Source organism: Hydrogenophaga sp. L76 (assembly GCF_057654755.1).
The window spans coordinates 314,374-334,090 of sequence record NZ_CM172807.1 but is presented as its reverse complement, the minus strand read 5'-3'; the positions used below and the strand labels follow the sequence as shown (position 1 = coordinate 334,090).

At 64.8% G+C, this 19,717-nt stretch carries 12 protein-coding genes and 4 tRNA genes; 1 reads left to right on the top strand and 15 read right to left on the bottom strand.

The annotated features are described in order from the left end of the window. Window positions 1–70: 70 nt before the first annotated feature. The 12 genes from AC23D4_RS01555 to AC23D4_RS01500 all read right to left on the bottom strand — a co-directional run bounded on the left by AC23D4_RS01555 (window position 71) and on the right by AC23D4_RS01500 (window position 12,771). Window positions 71–146: transfer RNA gene (locus AC23D4_RS01555), tRNA-Gly, on the bottom strand. Window positions 147–169: 23 nt separating this feature from the next. After that, a tRNA-Cys gene (locus tag AC23D4_RS01550) sits at window positions 170–243 on the bottom strand. A 73-nt stretch (window positions 244–316) separates the two neighbouring features. Beyond that, a tRNA-Gly gene (locus tag AC23D4_RS01545) sits at window positions 317–392 on the bottom strand. Between the two features lie 78 nt (window positions 393–470). Beyond that, window positions 471–2,903, bottom strand: coding sequence for an endopeptidase La (gene lon, locus AC23D4_RS01540; protein WP_472889456.1), 2,433 nt, complete (start codon window positions 2,901–2,903; stop codon window positions 471–473). Window positions 2,904–3,002: 99 nt separating this feature from the next. Beyond that, window positions 3,003–4,268 (bottom strand): ATP-dependent Clp protease ATP-binding subunit ClpX, encoded by a 1,266-nt coding sequence (clpX, locus tag AC23D4_RS01535; RefSeq protein ID WP_305360375.1) that lies wholly within the window; start codon window positions 4,266–4,268, stop codon window positions 3,003–3,005. Between the two features lie 165 nt (window positions 4,269–4,433). Further along, window positions 4,434–5,054: an ATP-dependent Clp endopeptidase proteolytic subunit ClpP gene (gene clpP / locus AC23D4_RS01530; protein ID WP_305360374.1), complete on the bottom strand. Its 621-nt coding sequence runs from the start codon at window positions 5,052–5,054 to the stop codon at window positions 4,434–4,436. A gap of 228 nt (window positions 5,055–5,282) precedes the next feature. Further along, window positions 5,283–6,593 carry a trigger factor gene (gene tig / locus AC23D4_RS01525; protein WP_472889455.1) on the bottom strand — a complete coding sequence of 437 codons (1,311 nt, stop codon included), beginning with the start codon at window positions 6,591–6,593 and terminating at the stop codon, window positions 5,283–5,285. Between the two features lie 71 nt (window positions 6,594–6,664). Then, window positions 6,665–6,751: transfer RNA gene (locus AC23D4_RS01520), tRNA-Leu, on the bottom strand. Window positions 6,752–6,823: 72 nt separating this feature from the next. Continuing rightward, window positions 6,824–7,510 (bottom strand): aspartate/glutamate racemase family protein, encoded by a 687-nt coding sequence (locus tag AC23D4_RS01515; protein WP_472889454.1) that lies wholly within the window; start codon window positions 7,508–7,510, stop codon window positions 6,824–6,826. Further along, window positions 7,507–10,083: a TRAP transporter permease gene (locus AC23D4_RS01510; protein ID WP_472889453.1), complete on the bottom strand. Its 2,577-nt coding sequence runs from the start codon at window positions 10,081–10,083 to the stop codon at window positions 7,507–7,509. Before AC23D4_RS01510 ends, AC23D4_RS01515 begins: the two co-directional genes overlap by 4 nt. Before the next feature lie 107 nt (window positions 10,084–10,190). Then, window positions 10,191–11,177: a TAXI family TRAP transporter solute-binding subunit gene (locus AC23D4_RS01505; RefSeq protein ID WP_472889452.1), complete on the bottom strand. Its 987-nt coding sequence runs from the start codon at window positions 11,175–11,177 to the stop codon at window positions 10,191–10,193. A gap of 247 nt (window positions 11,178–11,424) precedes the next feature. After that, window positions 11,425–12,771 (bottom strand): aspartate aminotransferase family protein, encoded by a 1,347-nt coding sequence (locus AC23D4_RS01500; RefSeq protein ID WP_472889451.1) that lies wholly within the window; start codon window positions 12,769–12,771, stop codon window positions 11,425–11,427. 157 nt (window positions 12,772–12,928) lie between these two features. Between AC23D4_RS01500 and AC23D4_RS01495 the strand changes: the two genes are divergently transcribed. After that, window positions 12,929–14,188 (top strand): D-amino acid dehydrogenase, encoded by a 1,260-nt coding sequence (locus AC23D4_RS01495; protein ID WP_472889450.1) that lies wholly within the window; start codon window positions 12,929–12,931, stop codon window positions 14,186–14,188. Between the two features lie 54 nt (window positions 14,189–14,242). Here AC23D4_RS01495 and AC23D4_RS01490 read toward each other — a convergent pair whose 3' ends face one another. The 3 genes from AC23D4_RS01490 to AC23D4_RS01480 form a co-directional block, all read right to left on the bottom strand. Then, window positions 14,243–15,142 carry a LysR family transcriptional regulator gene (locus AC23D4_RS01490; protein WP_472889449.1) on the bottom strand — a complete coding sequence of 300 codons (900 nt, stop codon included), beginning with the start codon at window positions 15,140–15,142 and terminating at the stop codon, window positions 14,243–14,245. A gap of 175 nt (window positions 15,143–15,317) precedes the next feature. Then, window positions 15,318–18,482 (bottom strand): efflux RND transporter permease subunit, encoded by a 3,165-nt coding sequence (locus AC23D4_RS01485; protein WP_472889448.1) that lies wholly within the window; start codon window positions 18,480–18,482, stop codon window positions 15,318–15,320. Window positions 18,483–18,489: 7 nt separating this feature from the next. Continuing rightward, window positions 18,490–19,605 (bottom strand): efflux RND transporter periplasmic adaptor subunit, encoded by a 1,116-nt coding sequence (locus AC23D4_RS01480; RefSeq protein WP_472889447.1) that lies wholly within the window; start codon window positions 19,603–19,605, stop codon window positions 18,490–18,492. Window positions 19,606–19,717: the final 112 nt, after the last annotated feature.

Sequence of the window (19,717 nt, the reverse complement as noted above, 5' to 3'; positions counted from 1 at the left end):
GGCAACGGCCCCGCGATCGCCCAGAGCGGAAACGAAAAAAGGGGAAGCACAGCTTCCCCTTTTTTGATGTTGGAGCGGGAAACGAGACTCGAACTCGCGACCTCAACCTTGGCAAGGTTGCGCTCTACCAACTGAGCTATTCCCGCAATGCCTGATACCGACCAGTGACTGGAGGCGCGACCCGGAGTCGAACCGGGCTAGACGGATTTGCAATCCGTTGCATAACCGATTTGCTATCGCGCCCTATGCGATGAATCGGAAAACCCATTCATCCCAATCGACAAAAAAGGGAAGCTCGGCTTCCCTTTTTCAAAACTGGAGCGGGAAACGAGACTCGAACTCGCGACCTCAACCTTGGCAAGGTTGCGCTCTACCAACTGAGCTATTCCCGCATGTTTCTGATGTTTGTCAGAAGCTGGAATTCTAGCGCAGAAAAACGCCTCTTTTCAAGCCCCCGCAAATTTTTTGACTCAATGTTTCACAGCATCGGGTGCGGGTGCCGCCGGGCGCACGGAAGCTGCGGCCACCTGTGCAGCGACCTCTTCGTCGGTCAGCGGAACCGGCTGGCGCTCCAGCGCAATGGCCAGCACCTTGTCGATCCATTTGACCGGTACGATCTCCAGACCCTGCTTCACATTGTCGGGAATCTCGGCCAGATCCTTCACGTTTTCTTCGGGAATGATCACGGTCTTGATGCCGCCACGCAAAGCCGCCAGGAGCTTTTCCTTCAAGCCACCAATCGCGGTGACTTCACCACGCAAGGTGATCTCTCCGGTCATGGCCACGTCGGCCCGCACCGGGATGCCCGTGAGCGAGGACACCAGCGCCGTGGTCATAGCCGCACCGGCGCTCGGTCCATCCTTGGGCGTGGCGCCATCGGGCACGTGGATGTGGATGTCGCGCTTGTCGAACTGTTCGTCCTTGATGCCGAGTGACCGGGCACGGCTGCGCACCACCGTGCGAGCCGCTTCCACCGACTCCTTCATCACGTCACCCAGAGACCCGGTCCGCGTGATCACGCCCTTGCCGGGCATGATCGCCACTTCGATGGTCAGCAGATCGCCACCCACCTCGGTCCAGGCCAGACCCACCACCTGGCCAACCTGGTTCTGCGCTTCGGCGCGGCCGTAGCTGTACTTGCGCACACCCAGGAATTCGCTGAGGTTTTCAGCATCGACCACCACGGTCGGCGTGTACTTCTTGAGCAGCAGGCCCTTGACCACCTTGCGGCAGATCTTGGAGAGTTCACGCTCCAGCGAACGCACACCGGCTTCGCGGGTGTAGTAGCGCACGATGTCGCGCACCGCGTCGTCCTTCACCTCCATCTCGCCTTCGCGGATGCCGTTGTTCTTCAGCTGTTTCGGCAACAGGTAGCGGATCGCGATATTGGTCTTCTCCTCTTCGGTGTAACCCGAGAGGCGGATCACTTCCATCCGGTCCAGCAGGGCTGGCGGGATGTTCATCGAGTTCGAGGTGGCGACGAACATCACGTCGGACAGGTCGAAATCGACCTCGACGTAGTGGTCACCAAAGGTGTGGTTCTGCTCCGGATCCAGCACCTCCAGCAAGGCGCTCGACGGATCCCCGCGGAAATCGGTGCCCAGCTTGTCGATCTCATCGAGCAGGAACAACGGGTTGCGCGTGCCGATCTTCGAGAGGCTTTGCAGCACCTTGCCCGGCATGGCGCCGATGTAGGTGCGGCGGTGACCGCGGATTTCGGCCTCGTCGCGCATGCCTCCCAAGGCCATGCGAACATACTTGCGGCCCGTGGCCTCGGCCACCGACTGGCCGAGCGAGGTCTTGCCCACACCGGGTGGGCCGACCAGGCACAGGATCGGCGCCTTGACCTTGTCCACGCGCTGCTGGACCGCGAGGTATTCGAGGATGCGGTCCTTGACCTTGTCGAGACCGTAATGGTCTTCGTTGAGTACGGCTTCGGCGTGTGCCAGATCGTGCTTGATCTTGGTCTTCTTGCTCCAGGGCAGGGCCACCAGGGCATCGATATAGTTGCGTACCACGGTGGCCTCGGCAGACATGGGCGACATCAGCTTGAGCTTCTTGAACTCGGCGTCGGCCTTCTTGCGCGCCTCGGCGGGCATCTTGGCGGCCTTGATCTTCTTCTCAATCTCTTCGATGTCGGCGCCCTCTTCGCCTTCGCCCAGCTCCTTCTGGATCGCCTTGACCTGCTCGTTCAGGTAGAAGTCACGCTGGTTCTTCTCCATCTGGCGCTTCACCCGGCCACGGATCTTCTTGTCGACATTGAGGATGTCGACCTCGCGTTCGAGCTGCTCAAACAGGTTTTCCAGGCGCTTGTTGACCGGGTCCAGATCGAGCACGACCTGCTTGGACTCCAGCTTCAGCGGCAAGTGGGCTGCAATGGTGTCGGCCAGGCGACCGGGGTCGTCAATGCTGGAGATCGAGGTCAGGATTTCCGACGGGATCTTCTTGTTCAGTTTGACGTACTGGTCAAACTGCTGCATCACGGCACGGCGCAGCGCCTCGAGTTCGGTCGACAGGATGTCGGCACGCTCAACCGCCGGGTCCACCGGGTGGACGCTGGCGACAAAGTGGGTCTCACCGTCGGTGATCGACAAAACTTTTGCACGCTGAACCCCCTCCACCAACACCTTCACGGTGCCGTCGGGCAGTTTCAGCATCTGCAGGATGGTGGCGATGCAACCCATTTCGAACATGTCCTCCGTGGAGGGCTCGTCCTTGGCGGCGGCTTTCTGGGCCACCAGCATGATGCGCCGCTCCGCTTCCATGGCGGACTCCAGCGCCTTGATGCTTTTCGGGCGCCCCACAAACAGCGGGATCACCATGTGCGGGAAGACCACCACGTCGCGCAAGGGCAGCAGTGGCAGGTCAACCGGCGTGCTGGGCAAAGGGGTTTGTCCGGACATTTCTCAACCTCAACAAAAGGGTCATGGGCAGATGCGGGCGGTCGACACCGGGCGCATCATCAACTTGGCATGCACTCACTCACGCATGCCCGCTACCGTTCAGGCCTGTTTGGCCGCTTCGCGGTAGACCAGCAGGGGAGGCTTGTTCTCTTCAATGGTGGACTCGTCCACCACGACTTTCTCCACGTTGCTCATGCCTGGCAGATCGAACATGGTGTCGATCAGCGCGTTTTCCAGTATCGAGCGCAGGCCGCGCGCGCCGGTCTTGCGCGCCAGTGCCTTGCGCGCGATGGCTTTGAGGGCGGCGGGGCGGACTTCCAGCTCCGCGCCTTCCATGGACAGCAGCCGCGAAAACTGCTTGACCACGGCGTTCTTGGGTTCGGTCAGGATTTCGACCAGCGCATCCTCGCTGAGCTCCGACAGCGCGGCAATCACCGGCACGCGGCCCACCAGTTCTGGAATCAGGCCGAACTTGATCAGGTCTTCGGGTTCGATTTCCTTGAAGGCGTCGGTCAGGCTGCGCTGCTTCTTGCTCTTGACCACCGCGCTGAACCCCATGCCCGAGGCTTCGGTGCGGTTTTCGATGATTTTTTCCAGCCCGGCGAAGGCGCCACCGCAGATGAACAGGATGTTGGTCGTGTCGACCTGCAGGAAATCCTGGTTCGGATGCTTGCGGCCACCCTGGGGCGGCACCGAGGCCATGGTGCCTTCGATCAACTTGAGCAGGGCCTGCTGCACACCCTCGCCCGACACGTCACGCGTGATGGACGGGTTGTCCGACTTGCGGGTGATCTTGTCAATCTCGTCGATGTAGACGATGCCCTGCTGGGCACGTTCGACGTCGTAGTTGCAACTTTGCAGCAGCTTGGCGACGATGTTCTCCACGTCTTCGCCCACATAGCCGGCTTCGGTCAGCGTGGTGGCGTCCGCCATGACAAACGGCACGTTGAGCATGCGCGCCATGGTCTGGGCCAGCAAGGTCTTTCCCGAACCCGTGGGACCGATCAGCAGGATGTTGCTTTTGGCCAGTTCCACCTCGTCCTTGCGTGCTGTCTGTTTGTGGCGCAGGCGTTTGTAGTGGTTGTAGACCGCCACCGCCAAAGCCCGCTTGGCCCCTTCCTGACCGATCACGTAGCTGTCGAGATTGCCCTTCAGGTCGGCAGGCGTAGGCACGTCATCGCCCGACGCCTTGACCGATTCCAGTCCCGGCAGTTCGTCGCGGATGATGTCGTTGCACAGCTCGATGCACTCGTCGCAGATGAACACCGAGGGCCCCGCGATCAGCTTCTTGACCTCGTGCTGGCTCTTGCCACAAAACGAGCAGTAGAGCGCTTTTTCACCGGAGGCGGCTTTTTTGTCGGCCATGAGATTTGGGGTTCAGAAAGACAGAGAGATGCAACGGGAACAATGATAGTTCAAGGCTGCAATGTGACAAATGCCGGAAAAGCGCCTCTTTGGGCACGGATCAGGCGGTTTGGAGGAGACACTGGACCGATGGGAACCTCGACGGCACCATCCAGTCCATCGGCATCAGGCTGCGATAGCCCCACGCTTTTCGATCACCTTGTCGATCAGGCCGTATTCGGCCGATTCGGCGGCCGACATGTAGTAGTCGCGTTCCGTGTCGCGTGCAATGCGCTCCAGCGGCTGGCCGGTGCGTTCGGCCAGGATCTTGTTCAGCTGCTCGCGGGTCTTGAGGATTTCTCGGGCCTGGATCTCGATCTCGGTCGCCTGACCGCGGCTTCCACCAGACGGCTGGTGAATCATGATCTTGGAGTTGGGTAGCGAGAACCGCTTGCCCTTGGTTCCTGCGGCCAACAGGAAAGCACCCATACTGGCAGCGAAGCCACAGCACAGTGTGGACACGTCGGGCTTGATGAAGTTCATCGTGTCGAAGATCGCCATGCCGGCGCTCACCGAACCGCCGGGCGAGTTGATGTAGAACGAAATGTCCTTGTCAGGGTTTTCACTTTCCAGGAACAGCAGCTGCGCGACAACCAGATTGGCCGAATGGTCATTGACCTCACCCACCAGGAAGATCACGCGCTCCTTGAGCAGGCGCGAATAGATGTCGTAGGCGCGCTCGCCGCGGCCCGAGGTCTCGATCACCATGGGCACCATGCCCAAGCCCTGAATGTCCATTGCGCTCATGCGTTTCTCCATGTGTTGATGCATAACATGCCACTACTGTAACCAACCTGCCAAAGCCGCCACACGGTCGCGGCTTTGGCCGAGGTAGGCATATGGCGTGCCTGTTGAAAAAGGCAAGCGTCGGGGAACAAAAAAAGGGCGGATTGCTCCGCCCTTTCCAGTCCTGACGTGACCGCGGATCCCGACCGGTGCCGCAAGCGACCCGACCGCTGACCCGCTGTGGGCCAATCAGGCCTGACCCATCAGCTCATCGAAGCTGATCGACTTTTGATTGATTTTGGCCTTGGACAGCACGAATTCGGTCACGTTGTTCTCGATCACGATGGCTTCCACTTCGGCCATGCGGCGGTTGTCGCCGGTGTACCAGCGCACCACTTCAGCCGGCTTTTCGTAAGAAGCAGCGAGCTCGTCGATGTGTGCCTTGATCTGCTCGGACGTGGCGTGCAACTCGTTGGCACGCACCAGCTCCGCCACCACCAGACCCAGGCGCACACGGCGCTCGGCCTGGGGACGGAACAGGTCGTCGGGGATCGGCGCCTTGTCGGCGTCTTTCACTCCGCGCTGCTTCAGGTCGGCGCGGGCGCCTTCGACCAGGCGGTCCAGTTCGGCCTGCACCACCGACTTCGGCAGGTCCAGTTCGGCTTTGGCGGCCAGGGCATCCATGGCAGCCTGCTTGTTGCGGGCCTGCAGGCGGTGTTTGACTTCGCGCTCCAGGTTTTTCTTGATGTCGGCGCGCAGGCCTTCGACCGTGCCTTCGGCGATGCCGAGCGACTTGGCCAGGGCCTCGTCCACATCGGGCAGGTGAGCGGCTTCAATCTTGTTCACGGTGACCAGGAAGTCGGCGGTCTTGCCGGCCACGTCCTTGCCGTGGTAGTCCTCGGGGAAGGCCAGGGGGAACGTCTTGGACTCGCCCGACTTCATGCCGCGCACGGCGTCTTCAAATTCCTTGAGCATCTGGCCATCGCCGACGATGAACTGGAAGCCTTCGGCCTTGCCACCTTCAAAAGCCTCGCCGTCGATCTTGCCGGCGAAGTCGATGGTGACGCGGTCGCCGTCGGCGGCGGCCTGGTCCTGCGCGCGTTGCGCAAAGGTGCGGCGCTGCTTGCGCAGGATGTCCAGCGTGCGGTCGATGGCAGCATCGTCCACTTCGGCCGAAATCTTCTCCACTTCAGCGGTGGACAGGTCTTCGATCTTCACTTCGGGGTACACCTCGAAGACGGCGTCAAAAGCCAGTTGGCCTTCGGGCGATTCTTCCTTTTCGGTGATCTTGGGCTGACCGGCGACGCGCAGCTTGGCTTCGTTGGCGGCGGTGGCAAAGGCCTCGCCCACCTTGTCGTTCATGACCTCGTAGTGCACCGAATAACCATAGCGCTGGGCCACCACGTTCATGGGGACCTTGCCAGGACGGAAGCCGTCCATCTTGACATCGCGGGCCAGGCGCTTGAGGCGCTTGGACACTTCGCTCTGGATCACTTCGGCCGGCAGTGTCAGCGTGATCTTGCGCTCGAGCTTTTCCAGGGTTTCAACGGTCACGGTCATGGCATTCTCCAAAAGGATGTCGGTCAACCAGCCACTCTGGCCAACCGGTAAGAATCTGTTCGTCTGTGAGGTGGTGCGCGGGGGGGGACTCGAACCCCCACACCATTGCTGGCGTCAGGACCTAAACCTGGTGCGTCTACCAATTTCGCCACCCGCGCGCCTGACACTCGGGCAAGTCGCAGCAGCGGATGAAGGCTGTGCAACTTGGAACCCTGCTTTTCGGCAACCTTCTATTGTAGCGGTTGCCCGCCCTCGCCTTTCACCGGTTGCCCATTGATGCCCAGTCGTTGCCGCAGCGCGCGCACCGCGCTGCCGGGCGTGGTCAGCACCGGCAGACCCAGCGCCTGTTGCACCGCAGCCTGCGCACGCGCCATGCTGAACTGCGCCAGGGCAATCACGGTGCAGCCTTGTCGGGCCAGCGCCTCGGCCGCCTGCACCACACCGGCGTCGTGGGCAGCCGTGTCGCCCCGGTCCAAAGACTCCATCGCACCTGCAGCGAGCTCGGCGCGCAGGTCAGTGCCGGGCGGGAACTCGGGAGGCATGGACGCCAGCGTCGGCGCAAACGAAGCGATCAGCCCGACCCGACCGCCCAGCGCCACCGCTTCGGCCACCATGGCCTCGTTGGGCTTGAGCACCGGCATGTGCGGCCGGCGCAGCGCCACCGCTTCGATGCAGGGCCCGAATGCCGAGCAGGTGAACAGGATGGCCTGCGCGCCCGTGCCTTCGGCGTAGGCGGCGAGCGACTCGAAACGCTGGTGCATCGCTGCGTCCAGTCCTTGCCCGCTGTGGGCCAGGTCGGCCGACAGGCTGTCGTCCAGCAAGTTCATGCGCACCGCCTCAGGCCAGACGTTCTGCAGCTCGCCGTTGATCGGCGCTACCGAATGCGCCAGCGCGTGGATGAGCGCGATGCGCGTCACGCCGGCAGGCCCTCGCGAGGCCGGCGGGCACGTTGCAGCCCCATCACCAGCAGCAACAAGGCCAGTGCGGGCAGGTACAGCCACTCTTTGGCCGGACGTTCGGCCGGCACTTCGGCCGACACGATGCGGAAACCCTGCTCCATGCCCAGCTTTTCAGCCGGGCTGCCAAACTTCACGGCTGCAATCAGCAGTTCGTCGCCCTGCGCCATCACGGTCAATCCCGCGCTGGCCATGCGTTCGCGGGCGGTGCCGGGTTCGCCCAGGGGCAGCAGCACGCCTTTGCGGATGTCATCGCCGTTCATGTTCATGCCTTCGATCCAGATCCGCTTGCCCGAGCCGGCAGGGGCTTGTTCGATGAGCGATGTCATCTGGGCCGCGGGCACCTCGTCAAACGGCGGGTACAGCATGTCCCACCAGAACCCGGGCCGGAACAAGGTGAAGGTGATCAGCAACAAGGCCAGGGTTTCGTACCAGCGCGACTTCACCAGAAAAAAACCTTGCGTGGCTGCTGCAAACACCAGCATGGCCACCGTGGCGCTGACCACGGTGAGGATCAGGTGCAGGGGGCCGGACAGCCCGATCAGCAGCAACTGGGTGTTGAAGATGAACAGGAACGGCAGGATGGCCGTGCGCATGCTGTAGTAGAAGGCGGTGATGCCGGTCTTGATGGGGTCGGCGCGCGCAATCGCCGCCGCCGCAAACGACGCCAGACCCACCGGCGGCGTCACGTCGGCCATGAGGCCGAAATAGAAAACGAACATGTGCACTGCGATCAGGGGCACGATCAGGCCACTCTGCGCGCCCAGCTCCACCACCACCGGCGCCATCAGCGTGGACACCACGATGTAGTTGGCCGTGGTCGGCAGCCCCATGCCCAGGATCAGGCTGATGAGCGCCACCAGCACCAGCATGAGCATGAGGTTGCCGCCCGAGAGCAGCTCCACCAGTTCGGTCATGACCAGACCGACACCGGTGAGCGACACCGTGCCCACGATGATGCCGGCCGCCGCGGTGGCCACGCCGATGCCGATCATGTTGCGCGCACCCGTGGCCAGACCATCCACCAGGTCGGCAAAACCCTGCCGGGTGGCAGCGCCCAGGCCACCGTGCCCGCGAAACGCCGCGATGATCGGCTTCTGCGTGACCATGACGAAGATCATGAAGAGCGTGGCCCAGAAGGCGGACAGGCCTGGCGACATCTGCTCGACCATCAGGCACCAGATCAGCACCACCACCGCCAGCAGGTAGTGCAGGCCGGACTTCACGGTGGGCCCGGTTTCGGGCAGTTCAAACACGGGCGCGTTCGGATCGTCCAGCTCCAGGGCGGGCTGTCTGGCGCCAAACCACAGCAGGCCGACATAGCTGGCCAGCAGACCGGTGCCGACCACCCAGATGGCGGCGTCACCCATGGCGGTCTTGATCCAGCCAATGCCCCAGTACACCGCGCCGGAGAGCACGATGAAACCGGCCACGGTCATGGCAAACGACATCAGCCGCTGGCCGGCCGTGGCCGTGCCGCGGCGCGGCAGGCCGACCATGTTGGCCTTGAGGGCCTCCAGGTGCACGATGTAGAGCAGTGCGATGTAGGAGATGATGGCCGGCAGGAAGGCGTGCTTCATCACCTCGATGTAGGGAATGCCGACGTACTCCACCATCAGGAAGGCGGCCGCGCCCATCACCGGCGGCATGATCTGGCCGTTCACCGAGCTCGACACCTCGACTGCGCCTGCCTGGTCGGGTCGGTAGCCGACCCGCTTCATGAGCGGGATGGTGAAGGTGCCGGTGGTCACCACGTTGGCGATCGACGAGCCGGAAATGATGCCGGTGGCCGCCGAAGACAGCACCGCCGCCTTGGCCGGACCACCGCGCATGTGGCCCAGCAGCGCAAAGGCTGATTTGATGAAGTAGTTGCCGGCACCCGCCTTGTCGAGCAGCGAGCCAAACAGCACGAACAGGAAAATGAAACCGCTGGACACACCGAGCGCAACACCGAACACGCCTTCGGTGGTCAGCCACTGGTGGCTCATGGCACGGTTGAGCGAGAAGCCGCGGTGGGCAATCATGTCGGGCATGTACGGGCCGCCAAAGGTGTAGCCCAGGAAAACCAGCGCCACGATCACCATGGGCAGGCCCAGCACGCGCCGGGTCGCTTCAAGCAGCAACACGATACCGACCGCGCCGGTGTAGACGTCCATCGGTGTCGGCTGGCCGGGCCGGGTGGCCAGTTCCTTGTAGAACAGGAACAGGTAGGCAGCACAGAAGGTGCCGACCAGGGCGAAAACCCAGTCCGTGACCGGCACATAGGCGCGCGGCGAGCGCCTGAACGCGGGGTACGCCATGTACGACAGGAACACCGCAAAGGCGAGGTGGATGGCGCGGGTTTCGGTGTCGTTGAACACCAGAATGCCCAGACTGAACGGCAGCGGCGAGGCGATCCAGAGCTGGAACAACGACCAGGCCAGCGCGACGGCCAGCAGCATGCGGCGCATCCAGGGACCGGGTTCGCGACCGCCGGTGTCGTTGTCGGCAACCAGCTGGTTGACGTCGACTTCGGGTGCGGTGTGGGTTTTCATGCAGATCGGTGTGTTGTGGTTTTGAAGAGAGACCAACAAAAAAGCCCTGACGAGTCAGAGCTTTTTTGCGGCGTCAGTCCGGCAGGACCTCGGCAGTCAGCCGGACCTTACATCCAGCCTTTTTCTTTGTAGTACTTCACGGCACCGGGGTGCAGCGGGGCCGACAGGCCATCCTTGATCATGTTTTTGGGATCGAGACCCACGAAAGCCGGGTGCAGTTTCTTGAATTCGTCGAAGTTCTCGAACACGGCCTTGACCAGTTCGTACACCGCCACGTCAGGCACTTTGGCCGAGGTCACGAACGAAGCCAGCACGCCGTAGGTGGGCGTGGGGTTCGGGTGACCGGCGTACAGGCCGCCGGGGATGTTGACCTTGGCGTAGTAGCTGTTGGCCGCCACCAGCTTGTCCACGGCCGGGCCGGTCATGGGCACCAGCCTGGCGCCGCAGGTGGTGATCGGGTCCTGGATGTTGGCGCTGGGGTGCCCCACGCCGTAGAAGAAGCCATCGATCTTGTTGTCGCACAGGGCCGCTCCGTGTTCGTCGGCCTTGAGCTCGGCGGCCAGACCGAAGTCGCTGATCTTGCCGCCGCTGCTGGCCAGGTATTCGTCCATGGCGGCGCGCGTGCCCGAGCCCGGGTTGCCGACGTTGAAACGTTTGCCCTTCAGATCGTCAAACTTGGTGATGTTGGCTTCCTTGCGGGACAACACGGTGAAGGGTTCGGGGTGGATGGAAAACACCGCGCGCAGGTCGGTGTGCTTGCCGTCCTTCTCGAACTGTTTGGCGCCATTGAAGGCGTTGTACTGCACGTCCGACTGGGAGACGCCGAAATCCAACTCGCCGGCCTTGATGGTGTTGATGTTCACCACCGAACCGCCGGTGGATTCCACCGAGCAGCGGAAGCCGTGCTTGGCGCGGTCCTTGTTGACCAGGCGGCAGATGGCACCACCCGCGGCGTAGTACACGCCGGTCACGCCACCGGTGCCGATGGTCATGAATTTCTGCTGCGCCTGAACGGGGGCCAGAGGGGCCGACAGCGCCAGCACGGCGGCAGCAAGCGAGAGGCGGGAAGCAGTGGTTTTCAGGGAAATGGTCATGCGGACTCCTTGTGATGGAACGTGATGGTCATGGAACCCTTGTGAGGTCAGGCCAGTGAGGGGACAACGGCAACGCCAGCGGGTGACCCGCTCAGCGCGCAACAGGGGCATGCAGGCGGGTCTGCTGCAAAACGCCATGCTAACCCGCAACAACAAAGGGTCAGACCGGGTTTCACCTTGGTTTTCATATCTGTAATGATTCAGCAAGAAAACTTATACATCAAGCCAGCTCTGCAGGAAAGACCCCTCAGGCTGTCGCGGCAATGGCCCGGTCCACGCTGACCCGCAGACGCTTCACGATCTGGGACAGTTCGGCCTCACTGGCGATGAAGGGTGGGGCCAGCAGCACGTGGTCACCGCAACGCCCGTCCACCGTGCCGCCCATGGGGTAGACCATCAGACCCTCGGCCATGGCTTCGCTTTTGATGCGCGCGTGCAGGCGCCGCGCCGGGTGAAACCACTGTTTCGTGCCGCGATCGAGCACCAGCTCGATGCCCCAGAAGAGGCCGCGCCCGCGGATGTCGCCCACGTGCGGATGATCCCCAAAGGCGTCCAGCAACAGGGTTTGCAGCGCTTGCCCGCGTGACTTCACCTGGTCCAGCAGGCCATCGCGCTGGATCACGCGCTGCACCGCCAACGCGGCTGCGCAGGCCACCGCATGGCCCAGGTAGGTGTGGCCATGCTGAAACAGGCCACTGCCTTGACGGAACGCGTCCACCAGCCGGCCCTGCGCCAGCACCGCGCCGATCGGCTGGTAGCCGCCGCCCAGGCCTTTGGCTATGGTCAGCAGGTCGGGCACCACGCCTTCCTGCTCGCAGGCGTGCAGCGTGCCGCTGCGGCCCATGCCGCACATCACTTCGTCGAGGATGAGCAGGATGCCGTGGCGGTCGCACAGCTCGCGCACACCCTTGAAATACCCCGGAACCGGTGTCAGCACACCAGCCGTCGCGCCACCAATGGTTTCGGCGACGAAGGCCATGACGTTCTCGCCGCCGAGGCGATCGATCGCCTCGGACAGCTCGGTCACGAGCCGCTGGCCATACTGCTCCGGTGTCTCGCCATCGCGGCGGTCCCGGTATTCGTAGCACGGTGCAACATGGGTCACATCGATCAACAGCGGCTTGAACTGCTCACGCCGCCAGGCGTTGCCCCCCACGGCCAGCGCGCCCAGCGTGTTGCCGTGGTAGCTCTGGCGCCGGGCGATGAAATGCTGGCGCTGTGGCTGCCCGATCTCAACGAAATACTGCCGAGCCATCTTCAGCGCTGCCTCGACCGCCTCGGAACCACCGCTGACGAAATAGACATGGCTCATGCCGGCGGGCGCGGTGTGAATGAGCAGGTCGGCCAGTTCCTCGGCCACGGTGGTGGTGAAAAAACTGGTGTGGGCGTAGGCGAGCTGGTCGATTTGCCGGTGCATGGCCGCGATCACATCGGGATGACCATGACCCAGGCACGAGACGGCGGCACCGCCCGAGGCGTCGAGGTAGACGCGGCCGTTCTGGTCGGTGATGGAAATGCCCTGGCCGCTGACGGCGACGGGCAAGGCGTGGTGCAACTGGCGGTGGAAAACGCGGGATGTCGGGGCGGTGGACATGCGGGCTCTTTTGCGGGTGGTGAAAACGACCGCAGTGTAGGCAGTGAAGCACCGTTTCGGAAAATGCCTTTTTGAACAAGCCCCATGAATTTGCGGCATGGATGGCACCGCGATCGGCATTTTTCAGCGCTGCAGGCCTTGGCTACATTCGGTGTGCATGAACCCCTCGACAGAAAAACCCCTGCAGGTCTGCGTGCTCGGCGCGGGCATCATCGGCCTGGCAACGGCCTGGCAACTCCAGCGCGCCGGGCACACCGTCACGGTGGTCGACCGCGCCCGGACCGGCGCAGGAGCCAGCGCCGCCAACGGCGCGCAACTGAGTTACGCCTACGTACAGCCACTGGCCGACCCCGGTATCTGGCAACAGTTGCCCCGGCTCCTGCTGGCCAGCGACTCGCCGCTGAAGCTGCGCCTGATGCCCGATCTTCACCAGTGGGCGTGGGGCCTGCAGTTCCTGGCCGCGTGCCGCGCCAGCGTTTCACAGCGCACCACCGTCAGCCTGCTCGCGCTGGCGGCCGAAAGCCGGCAGAGCTTCGACCACATGATGGCCGAGGAGCGCATCGCATGCGACTTCTCCACAACCGGCAAGCTGGTGCTCTACCCGGATGAGGCGGCCTTTGCCGGCGCGCGCCGACAGATGGCACTGCAGCGCCCGCTGGGCAGCGTGCAGCACGCGCTCTCACCCACTGACGCCGTGGCGGTGGAGCCTGCGCTGGCGGGCTACGCGCAGCGCTTCGCCGGCGCCATCCACACACCAGGCGAATGCGCAGCCGATTGCCACCAGGTCTGCCTGGCACTGGAGCGCCTGCTGCTGGCACGCGGTGTGCGCTTCGCGTTCGACACACCCGTCACACGCCTGCTGCGTTCGGGCGAACGGATCGTGGCCGCCGACACGCCGCGCGGCGCGATCGAGGCCGACGCGTTCGTGGTCGCGCTCGGCACGGGCTCGCACCCGCTGGCGCGCTCGCTGGGCCTGCGCGTGCCGGTCTACCCGCTCAAAGGCTACAGCCTGACGGTGGACGCCAACGATGCGCCAGGAGCCACACCGCGCGTGAGCGTGACCGAAGCGGCGCGCAAGGTGGTGTTCGCGCGCCTCGGGCAGCGCCTGCGCGTGGCGGGCATGGCGGAACTGGTGGGCGAAAACACCGCCATCCCCGCCGACCGCATCGCCTCGCTGCTCGCCACCGCGCGCGATCTGTTTCCCGACGCCAGCCGCTACGAGGACTTGCAACCCTGGGCCGGCCTGCGACCCGCCACCCCCACCGGGTTGCCGGTGATCGGCCGTTTGCGCGGCGGGCCTGCCAACCTCTGGTTCAACACCGGCCACGGCGCCCTGGGTTTCACCCTGGCCTTCGGCAGCGCGCAGCGCATCGCCAGGCAACTGACCGGTTCGGCACACGCCGGGCCACCACACTGAGGGGCCACCCGGCGTTTGCTGAGCGGCTTCCGTGCGTGACCGGGCGCCACCCGCTCAGACGGTTTCCCGCAGCGCCTGCTGCATGCAGCGGGTGAAGGCGCGGATGGGCAGCGAGTTCGGTCGCGCCGTGGACCGCAAGGCATGAACCCGGGTCGGCAAGGCCGGCTCCAGCGCCAGCACGTCGACCTTGCTGCGGTCGGCCGAAGCGGCCGTGCAGCTCTCCACCATGGCCACGCCCACGCCGTGGTGCGCCAGCGCCAAGGCCACGTGGTAGGTCTGCACCGTCATCACTTCCTGCAGCCCCGCGCCACTGTCGCGCACCGCATGCGCCAGCAGCTGGCCCAGCGGGTCCTGCCCATCGAGCGCGATGACCGGCAGTTTGGCGAGCTGGGCCAGCGTGATGGTGCCGGCCTTGAGCTGGCGCGCCGACAGCAAGCCCCTGGGCACCACACACACCACCTGCCGTTCGGCCAGTTGTTCCTGCGCCAGCGAGGGGTGGGAGACCGCGCTGAACACGTAGCCCACATCGGCTTCCTGCAAGGCCAGCGAGGCCACGATTTGCGGTGAATGCAGGGCCTCGTGGTGCACCATGACCTGGGGGTGTTTCTCGCGAAACAGCCGCATGGCCCGCGGGAACACCTCGTAGCTCAGCGCGAGCACGGTCAGCACGCGCAGCTCCCCCTGGCCGCGCCCGGCCTTGAGGCTGGCCGAGAGGCGCTGCACCTCGTCGAGCTGTGAAAACAGGCGTTCGATGTGCGGGTACAGGGTCTGCGCCTCCACCGTGGGTTTGAGCCGCCCGCCCACGCGCTGGAACAGCTGGAAGCCGAGCTGGATCTCGGCGTGTTGAAGTGTGCGGCTGACCGCCGGCTGCGTCACGTTGATCATGCGCGCGGCCGCGCTCACGCTGCCGGTGAGCATGACGGCATTGAAGACTTCGATGTGTCTGAGGCGCATGGCCTATTGTTGATCAGGTGTGAGAGGTCTTCTCCGGCCGATACGCTCGTCGGCGGCCGGGGCATCCGGCTCCGCGAAGTCAGGGAGGGGACCCGGCGCAGCCGGTCCGGGGGACCGTCACGGAGCAGAGCGCCGCCCGCCTCCGAGCCCGCGAGGTGAAGAAGGTATTCCGTCCTCAGCCCGCAACCGGCTCCCGCTTCACACGGAACCAGGCCGCATACATCGCCGGCAAGGCCAGCAGGGTCAACACGGTGGCCACGATCAGGCCGCCCATGATGGCCACCGCCATTGGGCCCCAGAACACGCTGCGCGAGAGCGGGATCATGGCCAGAACGGCGGCCGCGGCGGTCAGCACGATGGGGCGCATGCGGCGCACCGCCGCTTCCACGACCGCGTCCCACGCTGGCACGCCGCGCGCGCGGTCCTGCTCGATCTGGTCGATCAGGATCACCGAGTTGCGCTGGATCATGCCCATGAGCGCAATCACGCCGAGCAGCGCGACGAAGCCGAAGGGCCGGTTCAGCAGCAGCAGCGCGCCGGCCACCCCCGCCAGGCCCAGCGGCCCGGTCAGGAACACCAGCAGCGAGCGGCTGAAGCTCTGCAGTTGCAGCATCAGCAGCGTGAAGGTGAGGAACAGCATGATCGGAATGCCCGCCGCGATGGACGAAGAACCCTTGCTGCTCTCTTCCACCGCGCCCGCAACCTGCACCTGGTAGCCCGCCAGCCCGCGCCCGGCCCAGCTGTCGCTGATCTGCTTCAAGGCCGGCTGCAGCTGCGCAGTGACGGTGGCGCCCTGCAGGCCTTCCACCACGTCGCCCTGCACCGTGATCGCGAAGTCGCGGTTTTCGCGCCAGATCACGCCCGGCTCCCAGCCCAGCACCGGTTGTGCGATCTGCAGCAGCGGGATGCTCCTGCCGCTGGCGGTCGGCAGGTAGCCGTTGCCCAGGCTGGAGATGGCATCGCGTTCATCCAGCGGTTGGCGCAACACGATGTCGATCAGCTTGTCGCCGTCGCGGTACTGGCCCACCGTGCTGCCCGTGAGGATGGTGCGCGAGGCCTGGGCGATGGACTGGCTGCTCACGCCCAGCGCGCGTGCCTTCGCCTGGTCCACCTCCAGACGCAGCACCTTGACCGACTCGTTCCAGTTGTCGTTCACACCGCGCATGTTCTGATTCTGGCGCACCGCGTCCTTCACCTCGTCGGCCAATCCGCGCAGCACCGCGGGATCAGGGCCGATCACGCGGAACTGCACCGGGTACGGCACCGGTGGCCCGTTGGCCAGCAGCTTCACCCGCCCACGCACCTCGGGGAACTCGGTCGCCAACAAGGCCGGCAGCTGTCTGCGCAGCGTCTCTCGCGTGGCCAGGTCCTGCGGCAGAACGATCAGTTGCGACACGTTGGACTGCGGAAAGATCTGGTCTATCGGCAGGTAGAAACGCGGCACGCCCGAGCCCACCCAGGTGCTCACGCTCTGCACACCCGCCTCTTTCGACAGCCGCTGTTCCAGCCGCTGGCTGACCTCGTCCATGGCCTGGATGCTGCTGCCTTCGGGCAGCCAGATGTCCACCATGATCTCGGGCCGGCTCGAATCGGGGAAGAACTGCTGCTGCACCTGGCCCATGCCCACCATGCCCAGCACGAAGGTCGCGATGGTCAGGCCGATGGTGATCCAGCGGTGCTGCACGCACCAGTCCACGAGCCCACGAAAGCGCACATAAAACGGGCCGTCAAACACCTCGTGCGCCGGGCCCACATGGGGCTTGACCTTGAGCAGTTTCACGCCCAGGTAAGGCACAAACATCACGGCCACGATCCACGACAGCACCAGCGCGATCACCGTGACCGCGAAGATCGCGAAGGTGTATTCACCCACCGTGGAATTCGCCATGCCGATGGGCAGGAAGCCGGCCGCCGTGATCAGGGTGCCGGTGAGCATGGGCATGGCGGTGGCGTCCCAGGTGAAGGTCGCCGCCTTCATCATGGTGTAGCCCTCTTCGAGCTTGCGCACCATCATCTCGACCGCAATGATCGCGTCGTCCACCAGCAGCCCCAGCGCGATGATGAGCGAGCCGAGTGAGATCTTGTGCAGGCCGATGCCCCAGTACTGCATGGCCAGGAAGGTGATGGCCAGCACCAGCGGGATGGTGATGAACACCACCAGCCCGGGCCGAATGTCCAGCACGTAGCGGCGCAGGCCGCGACCGCCCTCGCGCCTGTGAAGGCCAAGCGCCAGGAAGCTGACCGCGAGCACGATCAGCACCGCCTCGATCAGCACCTTGACAAATTCGTTCACCGAGCGCGCCACCGCGGTCGGCTGGTCCTGCACCTGCACCAGGGCCATGCCCGCGGGCAACCGGGTTTCGATGTCGGCCACCGCCACTTTCAGGGCCCTGCCCAGCGCGATGATGTCGCCGCCCTTGGCCATGGAGATGCCCAGCGCGATGCTGTCCAGCCCGTTGTGGCGCACCTTCACCTGCGCCGGGTCCGCATAGCCCAGCCGGATGTCGGCGATGTCGCCCAGGCGCATCTGGGTGCCGTTGGCGGCGCGGATCGGCATGGCGCGCAGCTGCTCCACCGAGTTGAACGCACCGCCCACGCGCACCTGCACCGCATCGGCAGGCGCCTGCACCGCGCCCGCCGATTCGACCGCGTTCTGCTGGCCCAGCGCGGCCAGCACCTGCGGCATGTCCAGCCCCAGCACCGCCAGGCGCTTCTGGGAGATCTCGACATAGAGCTTCTGATCCTGCGCACCAAAGAGTTCGACCTTGTTCACGTCCTTCACGCGCAGCAGGCGCTGGCGTACGTCGTCGGCCACCTGCTTCTTGTCGGCGGGCGAAAAGCCCTCGCCCTGCAGCGCGTAGATGACGCCGAAGACATCACCGAACTCGTCGTTGAAGAACGGCCCGACCACGCCCTGCGGCAGGGTGCTGCGCATGTCGCCGATCTTCTTGCGTGTCGTGTACCAGACCTGCTGCATCTCCTCGGGCGGCGACGAGTCCCTGACCTGGAACAGCACCACCGACTCACCCGGCTTGGAATAGCTGCGGATCTTGTCGGCGTAAGGCACCTCCTGCAACGTCTTCTCGATCCGGTCACTCACCTGTTCGGCCATCTGCTGCGCCGTGGCGCCCGGCCAGTAAGCCCGCACCACCATGGCGCGGAAGGTGAACGGCGGGTCTTCGTCCTGACCGAGCTGGAAGTAAGCTGCCACGCCCAGCAGCATCAGCACGATCATCAGGTAGCGGGTGAAGGCCTGGTGGTCCAGCGCCCACTGCGAGAGGTTGAAACGCGAGACCCAGGAGCGGGTCCCGTCGGTGGTGTTCGGATGGTGCGCGCTCATGCCGTCCTCACTGCGCGGCGGGTGCGGCGAAACGCGTCACCTTCTGCCCCGGCGAGAGCACATGCGTGCCCGCGGCCACCACCTCTTCACCCGGCTTCAAGCCCTCGGCGATCACGATCAGGTTGCCATGGGCCCCCGCCACCACCACCGGGCGCGGCTGCACCGTCTGGCTCGCCGCATCGAACACCCAGACCGCGCTGCCGTTGGGCCCACCCGAGGCGGAGGCCATGAGCGCGCTGGTGGGCAGCAGGATCAGCGCGGGCACGGCGCCCTCCTGCGCTGGCAGCGTCACATAGGCGGTCGCGCCCAGGGGCACCGCCGCCCCGTCCGGCAGCGACAGCTTGACCTGGTAGGTGCGCGTGGCCGCGTCGGCGCTCGCCGCCACCTCACGCACCACGCCACCGAGCGGGGCCCCGTTGCCGGGCGCACCCGTGGCCGCCGCCCACAGGCGCACCTGCGCCGACTGGCCCACGCGCAACTGCGCCAGCCGGTCTTCCGGCACGGCAAACACCACATCGCGGGCGCCATCGCGCGCGACGCGCACCACCGGCGTGCCCGCAGCCACCACCTGACCCACCTCGGCGTCCACCGACAGCACCACACCGGCCGCATCGGCCAGCAAGCGGGTGTAGGCCGCCTGGTTGCCCTGCACGGCGCCCTGGGCCTGAGCCTGGCGCAGAGCGGCTTCGGCGGCCTGCAGCGTGGCCTGGCGGCGCTCGATTTCAGCGCCGCTCACAAAGCCCTGGGCCTTCAGGTCGGTGAAACGCTTCAGATCGGCCGCGGCCAGATTGCGCTGCGTCTGCGCCGCGCTCACCTGCGCCTGTGCGGCCTGGCTGGCCAGGGCCAGGTCGTTCGCATCCAGTTGCGCCAGCAACTGCCCCGGTTTCACACGCTGGCCCACCTCGGCCGGGCGCTGCAGCAGCTTGCCCCCGACCCGGAAGCCCAGCCGCGACTCGACCCGGGCGCGCACGTCGCCGGCGTATTCGTTCTGCGCCCCCACGGACGAGGCCGACACGGTGATCAGCTTGACAGAACGGATCGGCTCCTGGGGAGCTTCCGGTCGCGAGCAGGCGGCCAGGGCCAGCGCAGCGGTCACGGCAAAGACAAAATGCGGTGTTTTCATGACGTTGCAAAGTTCCGGTGAAATCGGACGTGGAAATGCGCCAAAAATGCGGCATTTCCGTGACCCGTCGGTTGCGTCAAAATTAATGACTGACTGGTTAGTAATCAAAATT

Bases quoted from the DNA above. Each gene is read 5' to 3' on its own strand.
- lon (WP_472889456.1), bottom strand. From the start codon at position 2,903: ATGTCCGGACAAACCCCTTTGCCCAGCACGCCGGTTGACCTGCCACTG.
- clpX (WP_305360375.1), bottom strand. From the start codon at position 4,268: ATGGCCGACAAAAAAGCCGCCTCCGGTGAAAAAGCGCTCTACTGCTCG.
- clpP (WP_305360374.1), bottom strand. From the start codon at position 5,054: ATGAGCGCAATGGACATTCAGGGCTTGGGCATGGTGCCCATGGTGATC.
- tig (WP_472889455.1), bottom strand. From the start codon at position 6,593: ATGACCGTGACCGTTGAAACCCTGGAAAAGCTCGAGCGCAAGATCACG.
- AC23D4_RS01510 (WP_472889453.1), bottom strand. From the start codon at position 10,083: ATGAAAACCCACACCGCACCCGAAGTCGACGTCAACCAGCTGGTTGCC.
- AC23D4_RS01505 (WP_472889452.1), bottom strand. From the start codon at position 11,177: ATGACCATTTCCCTGAAAACCACTGCTTCCCGCCTCTCGCTTGCTGCC.
- AC23D4_RS01500 (WP_472889451.1), bottom strand. From the start codon at position 12,771: ATGTCCACCGCCCCGACATCCCGCGTTTTCCACCGCCAGTTGCACCAC.
- AC23D4_RS01495 (WP_472889450.1), top strand. From the start codon at position 12,929: ATGAACCCCTCGACAGAAAAACCCCTGCAGGTCTGCGTGCTCGGCGCG.
- AC23D4_RS01490 (WP_472889449.1), bottom strand. From the start codon at position 15,142: ATGCGCCTCAGACACATCGAAGTCTTCAATGCCGTCATGCTCACCGGC.
- AC23D4_RS01485 (WP_472889448.1), bottom strand. From the start codon at position 18,482: ATGAGCGCGCACCATCCGAACACCACCGACGGGACCCGCTCCTGGGTC.
- AC23D4_RS01480 (WP_472889447.1), bottom strand. From the start codon at position 19,605: ATGAAAACACCGCATTTTGTCTTTGCCGTGACCGCTGCGCTGGCCCTG.